Source organism: Oricola sp. (assembly GCF_022763245.1).
Lineage (GTDB): Bacteria > Pseudomonadota > Alphaproteobacteria > Rhizobiales > Rhizobiaceae > Oricola.
Genome location: NZ_JALEGV010000041.1, coordinates 547,724 through 567,064, shown reverse-complemented (window position 1 = coordinate 567,064; position 19,341 = coordinate 547,724). Strand labels below are relative to the sequence as shown.

General features: G+C 66.0%; 13 protein-coding genes. 11 read left to right on the top strand and 2 right to left on the bottom strand.

Features of this window, described 5'->3' with window-relative positions:
• From glgB to gghA, 7 genes are read left to right on the top strand one after another with little or no spacing between them, the layout of a single operon-like run.
• Nucleotides 1–2,205: a 1,4-alpha-glucan branching protein GlgB gene (glgB, locus tag MRY80_RS23350; RefSeq protein WP_293293665.1), complete on the top strand. Its 2,205-nt coding sequence runs from the start codon at nucleotides 1–3 to the stop codon at nucleotides 2,203–2,205.
• A gap of 21 nt (nucleotides 2,206–2,226) precedes the next feature.
• The gene (gene glgC, locus MRY80_RS23345; RefSeq protein WP_293293664.1) at nucleotides 2,227–3,483 is read left to right on the top strand and encodes a glucose-1-phosphate adenylyltransferase; all 1,257 of its coding nucleotides are present in this window, start codon (nucleotides 2,227–2,229) and stop codon (nucleotides 3,481–3,483) included.
• Nucleotides 3,480–4,913 carry a glycogen synthase GlgA gene (glgA, locus tag MRY80_RS23340; protein ID WP_293293663.1) on the top strand — a complete coding sequence of 478 codons (1,434 nt, stop codon included), beginning with the start codon at nucleotides 3,480–3,482 and terminating at the stop codon, nucleotides 4,911–4,913. Before glgC ends, glgA begins: the two co-directional genes overlap by 4 nt.
• Nucleotides 4,910–7,000, top strand: a complete 2,091-nt coding sequence (gene glgX / locus MRY80_RS23335; protein ID WP_293293662.1) for a glycogen debranching protein GlgX — start codon at nucleotides 4,910–4,912, stop codon at nucleotides 6,998–7,000. Before glgA ends, glgX begins: the two co-directional genes overlap by 4 nt.
• Nucleotides 6,997–8,910, top strand: coding sequence for a 4-alpha-glucanotransferase (malQ, locus tag MRY80_RS23330; RefSeq protein WP_293293661.1), 1,914 nt, complete (start codon nucleotides 6,997–6,999; stop codon nucleotides 8,908–8,910). Before glgX ends, malQ begins: the two co-directional genes overlap by 4 nt.
• 9 nt (nucleotides 8,911–8,919) lie before the next feature.
• A complete protein-coding gene (locus MRY80_RS23325; RefSeq protein WP_293293660.1) occupies nucleotides 8,920–10,551 on the top strand; it encodes an alpha-D-glucose phosphate-specific phosphoglucomutase in 1,632 nt (543 codons plus the stop codon).
• A 40-nt stretch (nucleotides 10,552–10,591) separates the two neighbouring features.
• Nucleotides 10,592–12,961 carry a glucosylglycerol hydrolase gene (gghA, locus tag MRY80_RS23320; protein ID WP_293293658.1) on the top strand — a complete coding sequence of 790 codons (2,370 nt, stop codon included), beginning with the start codon at nucleotides 10,592–10,594 and terminating at the stop codon, nucleotides 12,959–12,961.
• On the opposite strand, the gene uxuA is transcribed toward gghA, so the two are convergent.
• A complete protein-coding gene (uxuA, locus tag MRY80_RS23315) occupies nucleotides 12,943–14,187 on the bottom strand; it encodes a mannonate dehydratase (RefSeq protein WP_293293656.1) in 1,245 nt (414 codons plus the stop codon). The two genes, gghA and uxuA, sit on opposite strands and share 19 nt — an antisense overlap.
• A gap of 75 nt (nucleotides 14,188–14,262) precedes the next feature.
• On the bottom strand, nucleotides 14,263–14,973 hold the full coding sequence (locus MRY80_RS23310; protein ID WP_293293654.1) for a GntR family transcriptional regulator: 711 nt from the start codon (nucleotides 14,971–14,973) through the stop codon (nucleotides 14,263–14,265).
• An 84-nt stretch (nucleotides 14,974–15,057) separates the two neighbouring features.
• Here MRY80_RS23310 and MRY80_RS23305 point away from each other — a divergent pair, with 84 nt between their 5' ends.
• From MRY80_RS23305 to uxaC, 4 genes are all read left to right on the top strand, one after another.
• On the top strand, nucleotides 15,058–16,035 hold the full coding sequence (locus tag MRY80_RS23305) for a C4-dicarboxylate TRAP transporter substrate-binding protein (RefSeq protein WP_293293652.1): 978 nt from the start codon (nucleotides 15,058–15,060) through the stop codon (nucleotides 16,033–16,035).
• A 71-nt stretch (nucleotides 16,036–16,106) separates the two neighbouring features.
• Complete coding sequence (locus tag MRY80_RS23300; RefSeq protein WP_293293650.1) at nucleotides 16,107–16,622, top strand: TRAP transporter small permease; 516 nt, start codon at nucleotides 16,107–16,109, stop codon at nucleotides 16,620–16,622.
• Nucleotide 16,623: 1 nt separating this feature from the next.
• Complete coding sequence (locus MRY80_RS23295; protein WP_293293649.1) at nucleotides 16,624–17,904, top strand: TRAP transporter large permease; 1,281 nt, start codon at nucleotides 16,624–16,626, stop codon at nucleotides 17,902–17,904.
• Between the two features lie 22 nt (nucleotides 17,905–17,926).
• On the top strand, nucleotides 17,927–19,333 hold the full coding sequence (uxaC, locus tag MRY80_RS23290) for a glucuronate isomerase (RefSeq protein WP_293293648.1): 1,407 nt from the start codon (nucleotides 17,927–17,929) through the stop codon (nucleotides 19,331–19,333).
• Nucleotides 19,334–19,341: the final 8 nt, after the last annotated feature.

Genomic DNA, 19,341 nt, shown 5'->3' with positions numbered 1-19,341 from the left:
ATGAAGTCCGGAACGGAACCGATCAGTGCCCTGATCTCAGCCGCGGCGGCGCGACGCATCGCCGACGGCACCCATGACGATCCGTTTTCCGTGCTCGGCCCGCACCGATCCGACGGCAAGACTTGGCTTGTCGCCCATGATCCGGGAGCGACGAGCCTCAGCGCGGTGACGCGGTCGAAGACAGTCACTCTAACGCCCATTCCAGAAGCCCCGTCAGTCTTCTACGGAGAAATCCCCAGCGACGAAGCCTATCGCCTGCAGGGCAAGGCCGACGGAAAGAGCTGGGACTATGACGACCCCTACCGGTTCGGTCCGGTGATCGGCGAGATGGACGAATACCTTCTCAGCGAAGGCACGCATCGGCGCCTTTGGACCGTGCTGGGCGCCCATGTGATGACGCACGAAGGCACGCCGGGCGTGCATTTCGCGGTCTGGGCGCCGAATGCGCGGCATGTCTCTGTCGTCGGCGATTTCAACTGGTGGGACGGGCGTCGTCACGTGATGCGGCGGCGCGGTTCCACCGGCGTGTGGGAAATCTTCATCCCGGAAATCGGCGAAGGCGCGCATTACAAATATCGCATCGTCGGAGCGGATGGCGCGGTGCAGCCGCTGAAGGCCGATCCGGTCGGCTTCGGAGCGGAGCATCCGCCGGAGACCGCCTCCATCGTGCGCGACATCGCGGGCTATGGCTGGAGCGACAACCGCTGGATGACCGAGCGCGACGGGCGCAACGCCCGCACCGCGCCGATTTCGATCTACGAGGTGCATCTCGGCTCGTGGAAGCGCCGCCACGACGAAGACGGCCGGATGCTGTCCTACAAGGAAGCGGCGGTCGAACTGGTGGATTACGTCCACGAGATGGGCTTCACCCATATCGAGTTCCTGCCGATTTCCGAACATCCGTTCGACGGCAGCTGGGGCTATCAGCCGGTCGGGCTCTTCGCGCCGACAATCCGGCACGGGCCACCGCATGAATTCCGCGATCTCGTCGAGGCGGCGCATGACAAGGGCATCGGCGTCATCCTGGACTGGGTGCCCGGCCATTTCCCGACCGACGCGCATGGTCTCGCCCATTTCGACGGCACCGCGCTCTATGAGCACGCCGATCCGCGCGAGGGCTTCCACAAGGACTGGAACACGCTGATCTACAATTACGGTCGCGTGGAAGTCGCCAATTTCCTGATCGCCAACGCGCTCTACTGGCTGGAGGAATACCATGTCGACGGGCTGCGCGTGGATGCCGTGGCCTCGATGCTCTATCGCGACTATTCGCGGTCGGAGGGCGAATGGGTTCCCAACGTCCATGGCGGACGCGAGAACCTGGAAGCGATCGCCATGCTGCAGCGCATGAACACGACGGTCTATGGCGAGGTCGGCGACATCATGACTGTGGCGGAGGAGAGCACCAGCTTCCCGGGCGTCTCCCGGCCAGTCGACACGGGCGGGCTCGGCTTCGGCTACAAGTGGAACATGGGCTGGATGAACGACACGCTCGACTACATCGGGCACGAGCCGATCCATCGCAAGCACCATCACCACCAGATGACCTTCGGTCTGCACTACGCGTTTTCGGAGAACTTCATCCTGCCGATCAGCCATGACGAGGTCGTGCACGGCAAAGGCTCGATGCTGGCGCGCATGCCGGGCGACGAATGGGAACGCTTCGCCAATCTGCGCGCCTATTACGGCTTCATGTGGGGCCATCCCGGCAAGAAGCTTCTGTTCATGGGCTGCGAGATCGCGCAGCCTTCGGAATGGCGGCAGGCAGGTGAAGTCGACTGGTCGATGACGCAATATCCGAACCATCGCGGGATACAGCGCCTGGTCCGGGACCTGAACACGCTCTACCGGGCGACGCCGGCGCTGCATTACAAGGATTGCGAGGCCGACGGGTTCGAATGGATCGAGGCCAATGCGGCCGACGATTCGATCTACGCCTGGATCAGGCGCGGCGGTCCGGAGGATCCGCCAGTGGTCGTGATCTGCAATTTCACGCCGGTGGAGCGCCGGGACTGGACCTGCGGCTTGCCTCAAGCGGGCAAGTGGCGCGAAGTCCTGAACACCGATGCAAGCATCTATGGCGGCCGCGACCGGGGCAATCTCGGCGGCGTGACGGCGGGCGGCACCGGGTCGCACGGACAGCCGGCGTCGGCGCGCGTTACACTGCCGCCGCTTTCGACCATCATTCTGGCCTTCGGGGCCTGACCACAGGGAGGAGACGGCACCATGGCAATGTCGAGGCTGACCAACAGGAGCATGGCGTTCGTGCTTGCCGGCGGCAGAGGAAGCCGGCTTAAAGAGCTCACCGACAGGCGGGCCAAGCCGGCCGTCTATTTCGGCGGCAAGACCCGCATCATCGATTTCGCCCTGTCGAACGCGCTCAACTCCGGCATCCGCAAGATGGCGATCGCCACGCAGTACAAGGCGCATTCGCTGATCAGGCATTGCCAGCGGGGCTGGAACTTCTTCCGGCCGGAGCGCAACGAATATCTGGACATCCTGCCGGCTTCGCAGCGCGTCGACGAAAACATGTGGTATCTCGGCACGGCCGACGCCGTGACCCAGAACATCGACATCGTCGACAGCTACGACGTCGATTACGTGCTGATCCTGGCCGGCGACCACGTCTACAAGATGGACTACGAGATCATGCTGCGCCAGCATGTGGAGACCGGCGCCGACGTCACGGTCGGCTGCCTGACGGTGCCGCGCGAGGAGGCGACCGCCTTCGGCGTCATGGCCATCGACGAGACCGACCGCATCACGGACTTCCTGGAAAAGCCGGCCGATCCGCCCGGAACGCCGGAGGATCCCGACGTCGCGCTCGCCTCGATGGGCATCTACGTGTTTTCCTGGCCGTTCCTGCGCGAATTGCTGCGCGCCGACGCCGCCGACCCCAATTCGCGGCACGATTTCGGCGGCGACCTGATCCCGCAGATCGTCAAGAACGGCAAGGCGGTGGCCCACCGCTTCTCCAAGAGCTGCGTGCGCGTCTCGCCCGACGCGCCTGCCTATTGGCGCGACGTCGGGACGGTCGACGCGTTCTGGAAGGCCAATATCGACCTGACCGACTTCTCCCCCGATCTCGACCTCTGGGACACGGACTGGCCGATCTGGACCTATTCGGAAATCATGCCGCCGGCGAAGTTCGTGCATGACGAGGAAACGAGACGCGGCACCGCGGTGTCGAGCCTCGTGTCCGGCGGCTGCATCATCTCGGGCACCGAGGTGCGCAACTCGCTTCTGTTCACCGGCGTGCACTCCAATTCCTATTCGGTGCTCGACCATGCCGTCGTGCTGCCCTTCGCCACGATCGAACGCTCGGCGCGGCTGCGCAATGTCGTCATCGACCGCGGCGTGGTCATTCCGCGCGGCCTCGTGGTGGGCGAGGACCCGGAAGAAGACGCCAAGTGGTTCCGCGTGACCGATACCGGCATCACGCTCATCACGCAGGACATGCTGGACAGGAGAGCCGCTGGATGAAGCAAGCCTTGTCGGTCGCGTCGGAATGCGCGCCATTGGTGAAAACCGGCGGATTGGCCGACGTGGCGGGCGCCCTCCCCGGGGCGATGGAGGAACAGGGGTGGCATTTGCGCACGCTCCTGCCCGGCTATCCGACGGTGATGTCGGCCCTGAAGAAAGCCAAGGAGGTCCGCACCGAGGACGACCTGATGGGCGGCCCCGCCCGGCTTCTGGCCGCGAAGGCCTCGGGCCTCGATCTTCTCGTTCTCGACGCGCCCCATCTCTTCGAGCGGCGCGGCGCACTTTATCTGGGCGCCGACGGCAAGGATTGGCCCGACAATCCGGAACGCTATGCGGCGCTCAGCTGGATGGCCGCGGCGATCGCCGTCGACGGCGTCGAGGGCTGGCAGCCGGATCTCTTGCACCTGCATGACTGGCAGGCGGCGCTGGCGCCGCTCTACCAGCGCGAGATGAGCGACGGCAAACGGGTTCCGAGCCTTCTGACCGTCCACAACATCGCGTTTCACGGCATGGCCTCGGTGACCAAGCTGAAGGACCTGCGGCTGCCGCAATGGGGCTTTCACCCCGACGCCTTCGAATATTACGGCCAGATCAACGCGCTGAAGGCGGGACTGGTGTTCGCCGACAAGCTGTCGACGGTCAGCCCGACCTATGCGCGCGAATTGCTGCGCCCGGAATTCGGCATGGGGCTCGACGGCGTGCTGCGCAACCGGCGAGCCGACCTCGTCGGCATCCTGAACGGCATTGACGAGACGATCTGGAACCCGGCCGCCGATCCGCAGATCGTCGCCTTCACCACGCCGGACAAGAAGGCGAAGAACCGGGCTCACCTGATCGAGGAATTCGGCCTGACGCCGTCGGACGGGCCGCTGGCCATCGTCGTGTCGCGCCTGACCGAACAGAAAGGCCTCGACCTGCTTCTGGAAGCGCTGCCGGCGTTCATCGAGCGCGGCGGCCAGCTTGCGCTGCTCGGCTCGGGCGAGCCGGAGCTAGAGGCGGCCTGGCGCGCCGCCGCCGAGGCAATGCCACAGGTCGCGGTGCGGATCGGCTACAACGAGGCGCTGTCGCACCGCATGATGGCCGGCGGCGACGCGGTCATCGTGCCGTCGCGCTTCGAACCCTGCGGCCTGACGCAGCTCTACGGCCTGCGCTACGGCACCATTCCGGTCGTCGCCATGACCGGCGGGTTGGCCGACACGGTGATCCGCGCCAACGAGGCCGCCCTGCTGGCGGACGTGGCGACCGGCTTCCAGTTCTTCCCGATCACCGCCGACGAGCTGATCGGCGCGATGATGCGGCTCTGCGACGCCTATGAGGACAGGCCCGGGTGGGAGCGCATGCAGCGCCGCGCCATGGCGCATCCCGTCGGCTGGTCGACATCGGCGGCACACTACGCGGCGCTTTACGAAAGTCTCACTTCGCAACCATGACACGGGATTTGTCGATCCGCGCCGGCCGTCCGGCGCCCATAGGCGCGACCTTCGACGGCGACGGGGTCAATTTCGCGATCTTCTCGGAGCATGCGAGCCGGATGACGCTGTGCCTGTTCTCGCCCGACGGCAAGACGGAGACGGCGCGCATCGACCTGCCGGAACGCGACGGCGACGTCTGGTTCGGATATGTGCCCGGCCTCAGGCCCGGCCAGCTCTACGGCTATCGCGCCAACGGGCCCTATCGCCCGGACCAGGGCCACCGCTTCAACCCCAACAAGCTCCTGATCGATCCCTACGCCAAACGCCTGACCGGCCACCCGGTGTGGTCGGAGGAGCTGATGGGCTACGAGATCGGACGCAATCGCGACGATCTGAGCTTCGATTCGCGCGACAGCGCGCCCTTCATGCCGAAATGCATCGTCACCGATCCGGCGTTCTCATGGGGCGAGGACATGCCCCCCGCGACGCCGATGGCCGAGACGATCATCTACGAGGCGCATGTGAAGGGCATGACGCAGTTGCATCCGACGGCGACCCCGCGCGGCACCTTTCTCGGCCTCGCCTCCGAGCCGATGCTCGACTATCTGACGAAACTCGGCATCACCGCCATCGAATTGCTGCCCGCGCAGGCCTTCCTCGACGACCAGTTCCTGGTCGAGCGCGAGTTGACGAATTACTGGGGATACCAGTCGATCGGCTTCTTCGCGCCCGAACCGCGCTACCTGCATGAGGGCCAGATCGCCGAGTTCCAGACGATGGTCGCACGGTTCCACGCCGCCGGCATCGAGGTGCTGATGGACGTGGTCTACAACCATACCGGCGAGGGCAACGAACTCGGGCCGACGCTGTGTTTCCGCGGCCTCGACAACCGCTCCTACTACCGGCTCGCCGCCAATCCGCGCCACTACATCAACGACACCGGCACCGGCAACACGCTCAATCTCGACCATCCGATGGTGCTGCGCATGGTGATGGATTCGCTGCGCTACTGGGTCGAGGTGATGCATGTCGACGGCTTCCGCTTCGACCTGTGTTCCACGCTCGGGCGCACGGATGCGGGTTTCGACCGCGGCGCGTCTTTCTTCGACGCGGTGCGCCAGGACCCGGTTCTGACGCAGGTGAAGCTGATCGCCGAACCCTGGGACATCGGTCCCGGCGGCTACCAGCTCGGCGCGTTCCCGCCGCCCTTCGCCGAATGGAACGACCGGTTCCGCGACGGCGTGCGGCAGTTCTGGCGGGGCGACCCGGGTCGGGCGCCGGACCTTGCCGACCGGCTGACGGGCTCGGCGCTGCAATTCGACCATTCCGGCCGTCCGGCGACGTCCTCCGTCAATTTCGTCTCCGCCCATGACGGCTTCACGCTGGCCGACGTGGTCGCCTACAATTCCAAGCACAACGAGGCCAATGGCGAGGACAATCGCGACGGGCATTCGGAGAACTACTCCTTCAATATGGGCGCCGAGGGCGACACCGACGACGCGGGCATCCTGTCGGCGCGGGCGCGTCGCCGACGCAACATGATGGCGACGCTGCTGCTGGCCCAGGGCACGCCGATGATCCTTGCCGGCGACGAGATCGGACATAGCCAGAAGGGCAACAACAACGCCTATTGCCAGGACAACGAACTCACCTGGATCGACTGGGCGAATGGCGACGACAAGATGCTCGCCTTCACCAGCCGGATGATCGCGTTTCGCAAGGCGCGTTCGGTGTTGCGCCAGAAACTCTTCCTGCATGCGCGCGAACGCGCCATCGACGGCAAGGAGGACCTGTTCTGGTGGCGCGCCGACGGCACCGCGATGACGAGCGGCGACTGGGAAAACCCTGAATTGCGGCTCGTCTGTGCCGAACTGCGCACGGCCTCCGACGCCCCCGCCTATGCGGTGCGCGACTACGCCATCTTCGCCGTCTTCAACGCCGGACCGGCCGTCGAGATCGTGCTTCCCGAGGCGCCGGCCAAGCATCGCTGGCGGCTGCATGTCGATACCGACCGCCCCGACGCCAAACCGAGACAGATCCGTTCCAAGACGCTGGCGATCGCCGAACAGTCCGTCGTGGTCATGATCCTGGAGAAAGCGGGATGAACGAAGCGCTGGAGGCGCTGGCAAACGCAGCCGGGCTGGTCTGGCGCTATCACGACGGCGCCGGACAGTGGCGTGAGGCGCCGGACGAAAGCCTGCGCGCCGTGCTCGCGGCGCTCGGGCTGGAGGCCGCGACCGATGACGTCGCCGCCGAGACCCTGCATCGCCTGACCGAACTGCGCGCGCGGCGACGGCTCGACCCGTGGACGATCGTCCGCCCCGACGAGCCAACGCGTCTGCCGCTTCAGGGCGACGGCGCGACCGAATGGCGTCTGGAGAGCGCCGATGGCGCGGTGCGTGAAGGACGAGCGGAGGGCGAGATCGAAGCCGGGCGACTTGCCGTCGGGCGTCACCGGCTGGTGATAGACGGCATGACGACCACCGTGCTCGCCGCGCCGGACCGGCTGCCCGAAGCGCCGCGCGCCTGGGGCGTGACCCTGCCGCTCTACGGCCTGCCGCCGGAAGCCGGCGGCGGCCTTGGCACCTATCGCGACCTCGCCTGCGCGGCCACGGCGATCGGCCGTTTCGGCGCCGGCTTCCTCGGCATCAATCCGGTTCACGCGGGCTTTCCGGAAGACCCGCTGAACTACAGCCCCTACGCGCCGTCCAGCCGGCGGCACCTCAACGCGATCCATATCGAGACCGGCACCGAAGGCGCTGCCGACGAGACCGAGCTGATTGAGTATCCGGAGGCGTTCGCCCTGCGCAAGAAGGCGCTGGCCGATGCCTACCGGCAGTTCACGGAAGGGGCTGGTGGCCCGGCGTTCGACGATTGGCGCGCGGCGCGTGGCGAAGAATTGCAGCGCTTCGCGATCCACCAGGCGCTGTCCGAGGTTCACGGTGCCTACTGGACCGACTGGCCCGAGCCCTATCGCGACCCGCGCGCGCAGGCGGTGCTCGACTTCGCCGCGAAAGAGGCGGATCGGGTCCGGTATCACGCCTGGCTGCAATGGCGCGCCGAAAGCCAGCTTTCCTCGGCGCAAAAGGCCGCGAAGGACGCCGGCATGCGTTACGGGCTCTATCTCGATCTCGCCGTCGGCACACATCCGGCCGGCGCTGAGACCTGGGCCGATCCGGCGCAATTCGCCCGCGGCGTGTCGCTCGGCGCGCCGCCGGACGCCTTTTCGGCCGACGGCCAGGTCTGGGGCGTCGCCCCGCTCTCGCCACTGGCACTGCAGCAAAACGGCTTTGCGGTGCTGGCCGAAACGCTACGCGAACAGTTCCGCTTTTCCGGGCTCCTGCGCATCGATCACATTCTCGGGTTCGACCGCGCCTTCTGGTGTCCGGAGGGCCTGCCCGGCGTCTATGTGATGATGCCGAAGGCCGCGATGCTCGCGGTCGCACGTATCGAGGCAACCGTCGCGGGCGCTTCGATCGTCGGCGAGGATCTCGGCAATATCCCGGAGGGCCTACGCCGGGACCTGGACGCCTCGGGCATTCTCGGCTGCCGCGTCGCCGTCTTCGAACGCGACTGGCATGGCGACCGGGGCTTCCTGCACTCCTCGACCTATGATCCGCAAACGCTCGCGGCCTTCGCGTCGCACGACCTGCCGACCTGGCGCGGATGGCGCAAGGGGCTCGACATCGACTGGCGCGACCGGCTCGGCCAAACCAATGGCGAGGCGGACGCCGCGCGGCACGGGCGCAGCGACGATGTCGCCGCCTTCGATCGCACGATCGGCAATCACGACGGATCGGTGGACGCCATGCACGACTTCCTGGCCGGTTCGGCCTCGCGGCTCGTCGCGCTGCAGGCCGAGGACATCCTCGGGCTGGAGGAGCAGGCCAACCTGCCGGGTACCGTGTTCGAACACCCCAACTGGCGGCGGCGCCTGCCGGTCAAGGCATCGGAATTCGCGACCGACGACCGCTTTGCGCGAACCGCCGAAATCATGCGACAATCGGGGCGATAGGAGGAAGTCATGCAGCGCATCACCGTCCAGACGACACCGATCGAAGGCCAGAAACCCGGCACGTCGGGCCTGCGCAAGAAGACCCACGTCTTCATGGGGCCGCATTATCTGGAGAATTTCATCCAGTCGATCTGGATCGGCATTGGCGGCGTCGAAGGCAAGACGCTGGTGCTGGGCGGCGACGGCCGCTACTTCAACGACCGCGCCGCGCAGGTGATCCTGCGCATGGCGGCGGCGTCCGGGGCAAAGAAGGTCATCGTCGGGCAGAACGCCATCCTGTCGACGCCGGCCGCCTCCAACCTGATCCGGATCAACGGAACCGACGGCGGCATCATCATGTCGGCCAGCCACAATCCCGGCGGGCCCGACGAGGATTTCGGCGTGAAGTTCAACATGCCGAATGGCGGGCCGGCACCCGAAGAGGTGACCAACAAGATCTTCGAAGCCTCGCAAAAGGTGACGTCCTACGACATCATGGAGACGCAGGACGTCGACCTGTCTGAGATCGGCGAGACCGAGCTCGCCGGCATGGAGATCCAGGTCGTCGACCCCGTCGCCGACTATGCCGCCCTGATGGAGAAGCTGTTCGATTTCGACGCGATCCGCCTGCTGCTCGGCTCGGGTTTCCGCATCCGCTTCGACGCCATGCATGCGGTCACCGGCCCCTATGCCAAGGCGATCCTGGAGCAGACACTCGGCGCACCGGCGGGCAGCGTCGTCAACGCGGTGCCCTCGCCCGATTTCGGCGGCGGCCATCCCGATCCGAACCCGATCTGGGCCAAGGAACTGATGACCGCGATGTTCAGCAGCGAGGGGCCCGACTTCGGTGCGGCCTCCGACGGCGACGGCGACCGCAACATGATCCTCGGCCGCAATGTCTATGTCACGCCGTCTGACAGCCTCGCCGTGCTGGCCGCCAACGCGCATTTCGCGCCCGGCTACGAGGACGGGCTGAAGGGCGTCGCGCGGTCGATGCCGACCAGCCGCGCACTCGACCGGGTCGCCGCGGCCAAGGGACTGGACTGTTACGAGACGCCGACGGGCTGGAAATTCTTCGGCAATCTGCTCGATGCCGGCCGCGTGTCGCTGTGCGGCGAGGAAAGCGCCGGAACCGGCTCCGATCACGTGCGCGAGAAGGACGGGCTGTGGGCGGTGCTTCTCTGGCTGAACATCCTGGCGATCAAGCAGCAGTCGGTCGCCGAAATCATGATGGGCCACTGGTCGGAGTTCGGCCGCAACTATTATTCGCGCCACGACTACGAGGCGGTGGAGACGGACAAGGCCAATGCGCTGATCGACGAATTGCGCGGCAAGCTCGACACCCTTCCCGGCACAAGCGTCTCCGGCCTGACGGTCGAAACGGCCGACGAATTCGCCTATGACGATCCGATCGACGGATCGCATACCGGCCAGCAGGGCATCCGGATCGGCTTCGAAGGCGGCGCGCGCGCCGTGTTCCGCCTGTCGGGAACCGGCACGGTCGGAGCGACGTTGCGTGTCTATCTGGAAGATGTCGAGACCGATCCGATGAACATGCATCGCGACGCCCAGTCGGCGCTTGCCAATGTCATCGCCGCAGCCGACGAAATCGCCGGCATCACCCGACACACCGGGCGGACCGAGCCCGACGTCAAAACCTGAGGAAGGGTCTCCACGGCCCGAAAAGCACGGGAGACACATCGTGACACTTGAAGACCGCGTTCGCCTTGACACCGAGGCGACCGAAGCCCTCGTCGCGTGGTGCCAGACGCAACTGACCGCCCAGCCGACCGCCTTCGACGCCGAACAGGCAATCGCCCGCAGGCTTGGCGCGCAGAAGGTGGGAGACCGCGTCGAATTCGGTTTCTGGACGCCGGAACTGCTCGACCACCGCGTACCGGACGGCGACATCTTCCTGGAGATCCTGGCGCCGTCGGAGGACATCGACCTCACCCGGGCGCACCAGACGGTGACGTTCGAGCGCACCTATGTGCCGGCAATGCGCTACGAGGCGCATACATTCGCCAGCGTCGCCGGGCTGAAGGCGGGGACGCGCGAGACGATCGGCGATTTCTACGCGCTCGCCTGGCGGGACGCCGCCGGCGACTGGCATCGCATTCTCGATCCGCTGGCCGCGTCGCTGCCCTTCGGCGTCATGGCGCCGGCCGAAATCTACGACCTGGACGCGATGCAGGCCGCACGCGCCGACCTGGCCTATTATTCCGGGCTTTCCGGCGACGCGCCGCACAGCTTCCGGCCGCCCGCCAACATCCTGCAGATCCATGTTCCGACCGCGACGGCCGGCGGCACGCTGGCGAGCCTCGCCCGCCATTTCGAGCGCCTGTCGGAACGCCTTCGCGCGGACCTGCCGCCGGAAGACGGCGACGCGCTCTATCTGGGCTACGACGCGGTGCAATTGCTGCCAGTCGAACCGACCACGGTCTACGAGAAAGGCCCCGATTTCTGGCGCGAGAGCGAATCCGGCGACACCGGTGTTTCCGTGGAACTGACACGGCCCGACACGACGAACTGGGGCTATGACGTCGTCATCTCCGGGATGGGGGCGGTCAATCCGGTGCTTCTCGAGACGGGCCGCCCGGACGAATTGGTCGATCTGGCGGCGACGCTGCACAATTTCCCCGGCAAGCCGAAGATGCTGATCTTCGACGTCGTCTTCGGCCACTCCGACAATCAGGGCCTCGACGCGCTCAACGCGCATTTCTTCGCCGGCCCGAACATGTATGGCCAGAACCTCGAATACAAGAACCCGGCCGTCAGGGCGATCCTTCTGGAGATGCAGCGCCGCAAGGTGAATTTCGGCGCCGACGGGGTGCGGGTCGACGGGGCGCAGGACTTCAAGTGGTGGGACACGCACGGACAGGCGCTGCGCCATGACGACGACTATCTGCGCCAGATGACGCAGGTGGACCAGCAGATCGCCGGCGTCCCGTTCCGTCCCTGGTTCATCTTCGAGGACGGCCGTCCATGGCCGCAGGAAGACTGGGAACTGTCGTCCTCCTACCGGGCGGTGATCGAGCTGCTGGGCGACGAGGACATCTTCCAGTGGGGGCCGCTGACGTTCGCGCACAACACGCCCTTCATCTACGGCTTCTGGCTGTCGAAATACTGGCGCATCCGCGAGATGGCGACACATGGCGCGAACTGGATCTCCGGCACCGCCAACCATGACACGCTTCGCCGCGGCACCCAGGTCAATCCGAAGCTCAACATCAACACCCGGCTCGGCAAGACGCGCATGGAGATCCTCGACACGGCCTATGACAATCCGGCCGTCTCGATGCTGACCTATGCCGCGCTGCCCGGCGTGCCGATGGATTTCCTCAACGCGGCGGCGCGGGCGAGCTGGGGCTTCATCCGCAACCAGGACGACCGGTACGGCGTGAAGGTGGTCGCGGAAGAGGCGATCTCGCTGAAATGGCAGGTCGACGAATATTCCTATTCGATCCCGTCGTCGTTCCGACGGCTGAAGGAGATCGGATTTGAAACCCGCGAGGAGCTCGTCCGCTTCTTCGAGGTCCTGCCCGCGCTGGTGGAAGTCACCGAATACGACCTCGACAAGATCGCCGACCTGCTGAACGCGGTGGAGCCGAAACTCTCCGGACCGGAGCATTTCACCCCGCGGGCGCTGAAGGTGATCGCGCGGGCATGGATGGACGACATGCACGAATACTGCAACGTCGTCCACTCATTGCCGCTGCTCGACCCCCGCCAGACCGGCTTCATGCTCGCGCTGCGCAGTTTCCGGCGGGACAATCGCTGGCTGCGCGGCAATCTCGACACCAACGACACCTTCGACTACCTCCGCCCAGTCGACGGCCGCACCGTTTTCGTCTGCCTGCGCCATGCTCCGGACGGCGGGCAGGTTTTCACCGTGACGCATATGGAGGGCGGCGAGACTTCCGAATTCGACCCGCTTACGTTGCCGGTTCCGGGCATACAGGGCCTCGGCTGGCGGTTGGCGCTGAAAACCCCGTCGATCGGCGACGACTATGTCGGCGGGCCGATCGTGCTGCATGACAGCGCGGGGCTGGTCTACAAACGCGCCGCCTGAGGGTCACCCGGTCCCCGGGAGCCGAAACGCTCATGGGACAGTGCGGTGACGATGCCGCGCAATTCCGCCAAGCCCTTCATACGGCCGATCGCCGGATAGCCGGGCTGCGCCTTGCGGCCGAGATCGTCCATGATGTCCTGACCATGGTCGGGGCGAAACGGAATCGAATGATCGGCCCGGCCGGCCGCGCGGCGTTTCGCCTCCTCGGCCAACGCGGCGGCGATGAGCGCGACCATGTCGGTATCACCGCCCAGATGCTCGGCCTCGTGGAACGAGCCGCGCATGGCGTCTCCCTCGCGCTTGACATTGCGCAGGTGCAGGAAATGCACACGGTCGCCGAGCCGCTCCATCATTCCCGGCAGGTCGTTGTCCGGCCGCGCGCCGAGCGACCCGGAACACAGCGTCACCCCGCTGGCGACGCTCGGCACGGCATCGAGGACGGTGCGATAATCGGCCTCCGTCGACATGACGCGCGGCAGGCCGAGCAGGGCGAAGGGCGGATCGTCGGGATGGCAGCACATGCGTAGACCGAGGCGTTCGGCCGTCGGCACCACCTCGGACAGGAAGTCGATCAGGTGCTGCCGAAGCTGTTCCGGCGAAATCCGGTCATATTGGGCCAGGTGTTCGCGAACCTGCTCGAGCGTCATGTGTTCGGCTGCGCCCGGCAGGCCGAAGACGACATTCGTCGCCAGTTGCCGGCGCCGCTCCTCGGCCATGGCGGCGAACCGTTCGTCGGCCTGCTCGGCGATCTCGGCAGGGAAATCCTCGCGGGCACCCGAGCGCTCGAGGATGTGGATGTCGAATGCGGCAAAGTCGATCAGGTCGAAGCGCATGCAGGTGCCGCCGGTCGGCAGCCGCCAGGCGAGGTCGGTGCGCGTCCAGTCGAGCACGGGCATGAAATTGTAGCAGATCACCTCGATACCGGCGCCGGCCAGATTGGAAAGGCTCTGGCGATAGGCGTCGATGTGCGCGCGCCAGTCGCCGCTGTGTTTCTTGATCGCCTCGGAGACGGGCAGGCTTTCGACGACCTCCCAGGTCAGACCTGACGGGCTTCCGTCGGGCCGGCGCGCGATTTCAGCCTGGCGCCTGGCGATCTCCTCCGGTGTCCAGACGGCGCCGGTCGGCACGTGATGCAGCGCCGAAACCACGCCCTCCACGCCCGCCTGCAGCATGTCGTCCACCGAGACCCTGTCCTGCGGCCCGAACCAGCGCCACGTGCGTCGCATTGCGTCTCTCTCCCTCTCGCGGCTTGTCCGCCGCCTCGTTGTTGGCCGGCTTTGCGGCCGGCGAATCGCAGTCGGTTATGCCACGAACAGATCCGGATGCTCCGCCGACAATTTCGGCAGCGACTTCAGGATTTCGCGCAGATGCACGCGCACCGCCTCCTCGGCCCTGTCCGGATCGCCGGCGATGATCGCCTCCGCGATGGCGTCGTGCTGCGCGATCAGCGTCGGCACCGGCGTCGCCATGGGTATCGACAGAAACCGCACCCGATCCATCTGCGCCTTCAGCCCTTCAAGCACCTTCCAGGCGCTCTCACAATCGGCAATCCGGGCGATCGTCTGGTGGAACTGCTCGTCGAGACGCAGGAACTCGGTGTAGACGCCGCTGTCGCCGGCGACCTTCTGGCGGGCGATGCAGGCGCGCAGATCCGACGCCGCCTGCTCGTTCACCGTTTCAGCCGCCTTGCGCGCGATCGCCACCTCGATCGCCTCGCGCAGGAAACGCGCCGTTTCCACTTCGCGCTTGGAGATCAGCAGCACATAGGTGCCGCGTTGCGGCCGCACCTCAACCAGGCCCGCATCGGCGAGCTTGATGATCGCCTCGCGCACCGGCTGGCGCGAAACGCCGAGCTGCTTGGCGATCTCGGTTTCCGAAAGCGCATTGCCGGGTTTCAGCTTGAGCTGGATGATGGCCTGGCGAAGCACGTCGAAAACGTGGCTTCCCATGGTCGACTGGCGCGGCGGAACACCGAGATCCAGACCTGTTTCGAGTTCCTGATTAAGCGTCATCTTGACTCGTCATATACTACCATACTAGTCTCCAGTCAATTGGAGGACACGCCGTGTCCGACGTTGTCAGGGAGGAGAAAGCTCATGAAACACTTCAAGATCAAGTCCGCGATTGCCGCTACGGCAATGCTTTTGTCCGCCGGTGGCGCTCTCGCTGCCGACTACACGCTCAGCGTCAACACGGCGCTGGCAACGTCCGATCCGCTCTACAAGGGGCTCGAGGCGTTCCAGGCCAATGTGGCCGAGGCCTCCGGGGGCCGGCTCGAAGTCAAGCTCTTCCCCAACTCCCAGCTCGGGCCGGACGAGGACGTTCTCGAGCAGGCGCGGGCTGGGGCTCCTGTGGCTGTCGTCGTCGATGGTGGTCGTCTTGCCGTGTTCCAGAAGGAATTCGGCGTGCTCGGCGCTCCGTTCCTGGCTTCGGGCTATGACGGGATTCGCAAGGTCGTCACCTCCGACATGTTCGAGGACTGGGTCGGCAAGCTGCACGACGCCTCCGGGCACCAGGTGCTGAGCTTCAACTGGTGGCAGGGCGAACGTCACCTGCTGACCAAGAAGGAAATCAACGGGCCGGACGATCTCGCCGGTGTCCGCATGCGCACGCCGGGCGCTCCGGTCTGGGTCGAGACGATCAAGGCGATGGGCGCCACGCCGACGCCGATGCCCTGGGGCGAGGTCTATTCGGCCCTGCAGCAGAACGTCATCGACGCCGCCGAGGCGCAGTTCCCGGCCATCACCGGCGCCAAGCTCGACGAGGTGATCACCCACATCACCAAGACCGGCCACATCAACCTGATCACCGGGCTGGTGACCAGCGCCGCGTGGTTCGACAGCCTGCCTGACGACCTGCAGACCCTGCTGCGCGACGAAGCGCTGAAGGCCGGCGACATCGCCTCCTACGGCACGCGTGATTCGCTCGCCCAGATCGAGGCCGACCTGACCGCCAAGGGCATCACGATTTCCGAGCCGGACGTCACGCCCTATCGCGAAGCCACGGCCGGCGTCTACGACATGCTGGGCTATGGCGATTTGCGTGATACGCTGCGCGCCATGGCGGCCGAGTGACATCGCAAGAACCTGTGCAGTGACCGGACAGGGGCGGCATGCCGTCCCTGTCTTTTTTCGGGAGGGTGACCATGGGGCGTATCTTGGCGCGGATTGAATTCGCGGCCGGCGTCGGATTGCTGGCGGTGATCGTTGTGCTGGTCTTCGTCGCCTCGGTGATGCGCTTTTTCGGCCATCCGCTGATCTGGTCGGTCGACCTCGCCCAGCTCCTCTTCATCTGGCTGTGCTTCCTCGGCGCCACCCGCGCGATGCGCGAACGCGCCCATCTCGGCGTCGACATCCTCATCCGCCGGGCGGGCCACCGCAATCGCCTGATCGTCGAGACCGCTCTCGCCGCGATCTTCATCGCCTTCATGGCCGTGCTCGCCTTTGAGGGATACAAGCTGACAATGCTCAACCGCGAGCGCCTGTTCGGCGACAGCGGCCTGTCCTACGCCTATGTCACCATCGCGGTTCCGGTCGGCTGCATCCTGCTGAGCCTCGCCATCCTGACCAATCTGCGTGACGCCTGGAAGAACCGCGCCGGCGGCGAAAAGCTGGTCTTCACCCGGCTGAGCGCGCCCGACGAAGCCCGCGAGGAACTGTGACATGGCGCTGATCGGTTTCGTCTTCCTCGTGTTTCTGGCCGTCGGCGCGCCTGTCGCCTATGCGATCGGCCTGTCCGGCTTCGCGTTCTTCGCCACCTCCGACATCATGCCGATGTCCATCGGCGTACAAAAAATCGCGACCGTGTCGCAGAGCTTCCCGCTGCTCGCCGTGCCCTTCTTCGTGCTGGCCGGCCACCTGATGAACGAGAGCGGCATCACCGACCGGCTGTTCCGCTTCTCCCGCGTCAGCGTCGCCTGGATGGCCGGCGGACTGGCGCAGGTGTCGATCATCCTGTCGACCCTGATGGGCGGGGTCTCGGGCTCGGCGGTCGCCGACGCCGCGATGGAGGCCCGCGTGCTGGGGCCGCAAATGATCGGCCAGGGCTATTCGAAGGGCTACTCCGCCGCCGTCATCGCGCTGTCGTCGCTGATCACCTCGACCATCCCACCCTCCATCGGCCTGATCCTCTACGGCTATGTCGGCCAGGTCTCCATCGGCCGGCTGTTCCTGGCGGGCATCGTGCCGGGCGTGCTGATGATGCTGTTCCTGATGGTCGCGGCATGGCTGATCGCGCGCAGGCGCAACTATGTCGTCACCGATTCGCGCAAACCGACCGCCAGCGAACTGCTCACCGCCACCTGGCAGGCGAAATGGGCGCTGCTCTTTCCGGTGCTGCTGGTGGTGTCGATCCGCGGCGGATTGTTCACGCCGTCCGAGGTCGGGGCGTTCGCGGTCGTCTACGCCATCCTGGTCGGCGTGCTGGCGCATCGCGAACTGACGCTCGAAAAGATCACGCGCGCCTTCGGGCACGCGATTTCCGACATCGGCCTGATCATGCTGATCATCCTGATGTCCGGCATGATCGGCTTCGCCATCATCTTCCTGCAGGTGCCGCAGGAGATCGCCAAGACCCTGCTCGACGGGATGAGCGATCCCGTCGCCATCGTCGCCGTGATCCTCGCCAGCCTGTTCGTCGCCGGCCTCTTCGTGGAAAGCACGATCCTTGTCCTGCTGCTGACGCCGATCTTCGTGCCGATCGTCCAGAAGGTCGGGGTCGATCCGGTGCATTTCGGCATCCTGATGATGACCATCGTGACGCTCGGCTCGATGACGCCGCCGGTGGGCGTCGCCATGTACACGGTCTGCAGCCTGCTCGATTGCCGCATCGAGGATTACGTGCGCGAGTCCGTTCCCTTCCTCCTCGCGATCCTGTGCCTGATCGCCGCGCTGCTTTTCTTTCCCGGCATTGTCCTCTGGCTTCCCAACCTCGCTTTCGGCTAAGCGTTGAATCGGAGGAGAACACATGGCCATGCTTGACCCAGACAGGCTGCTTCCGAACAACCCGGCGACGCGCCGGATCGCGCGCAGGCTCTATGAGGGCGTCGCAGACCTGCCGATCATCAGCCCGCACGGGCACACCGATCCGCGCTGGTTCGCCGAAAACGAGCCGTTTCCCGATCCCGCGCGCCTGTTCGTGACGCCGGATCACTATGTCTTCCGCATGCTGTGCTCGCAGGGCGTCGATCTCGCCGCGCTGGGCGTGCCGCGTGCCGACGGCGGCCCGGTCGAAACCGACGGCCGGACGATCTGGCGGCTTTTCGCGAGCCACTATCACCTGTTTCGCGGCACGCCGACGCGGATGTGGCTGGACCACGCCTTCGAGACGCTGTTCGACCTCGACAGCCGGCTTTCGACCGCGACCGCCGATTTCTATTACGACCGCATCGCCGAGCGGCTCGCCTCCGACGAATACCGGCCGCGGGCGCTGTTCGAGCGGTTCGGCCTGGAGGCGCTGTCGACCACGGAAGGCGCGCTCGACGATCTGAAATGGCATCGGCAGATCGCCGAATCCGGTTGGTCCGGGCGGGTGATCACCACCTATCGGCCGGACACGGTCATCGACCCGGAGGCGGACGGCTTCGCCGACAACATCGCCCGCTTCGGCGAACTGACGGGATGCGACACGACCTCCTGGGACGGCTATCTGGAGGCGCATCGGGTGCGCCGCGCCTTCTTCAAGGAGCACGGCGCGACGGCGAGCGACCACGGCCATCCCACCGCCCGCACGGAGGACCTGCCGCAGGCCGAGGCCGCGGCGCTGTTCGCCCGCGCCCTCAAGGGCGATCTGTCGGCGGAGGACGCCGACGCGTTTCGCGGCCACATGCTGACCGAGATGGCCCGGATGAGCCTGGATGACGGTCTCGTCATGCAGATCCATGCCGGTTCGTACCGCAATCACTCGCCGGCCACGCTTGCGAGGTTCGGACGCGACAAGGGTTTCGACATTCCGGTGCGCACGGAATTCGTGCGGGCGCTCAAGCCGCTGCTCGACGCCGTCGGGATGCGCCCGGACTTGACGATCATCCTGTTCACGCTGGACGAGACCGTCTATTCGCGCGAGCTGGCGCCGCTCGCCGGCGTCTATCCGGCGCTGCGGCTGGGACCGCCCTGGTGGTTCTTCGACAGCGCCGAGGGCATGATGCGCTTCCGGCGCATCGTCACCGAGACGGCCGGCATCTACAACACCGTCGGCTTCAATGACGACACGCGCGCCTTCTGCTCGATCCCGGCGCGCCATGACGTCGCCCGGCGCGTCGATTGCGCCTGGCTCGCCGAACTGGTCGGCGACGGGCGGCTCGACATGGAGGAGGCCGAGGAGATGGCGCACGACCTGACGCACGGCCTCGCCAGAAAGGCCTATCGGCTTTGACCGGAGAT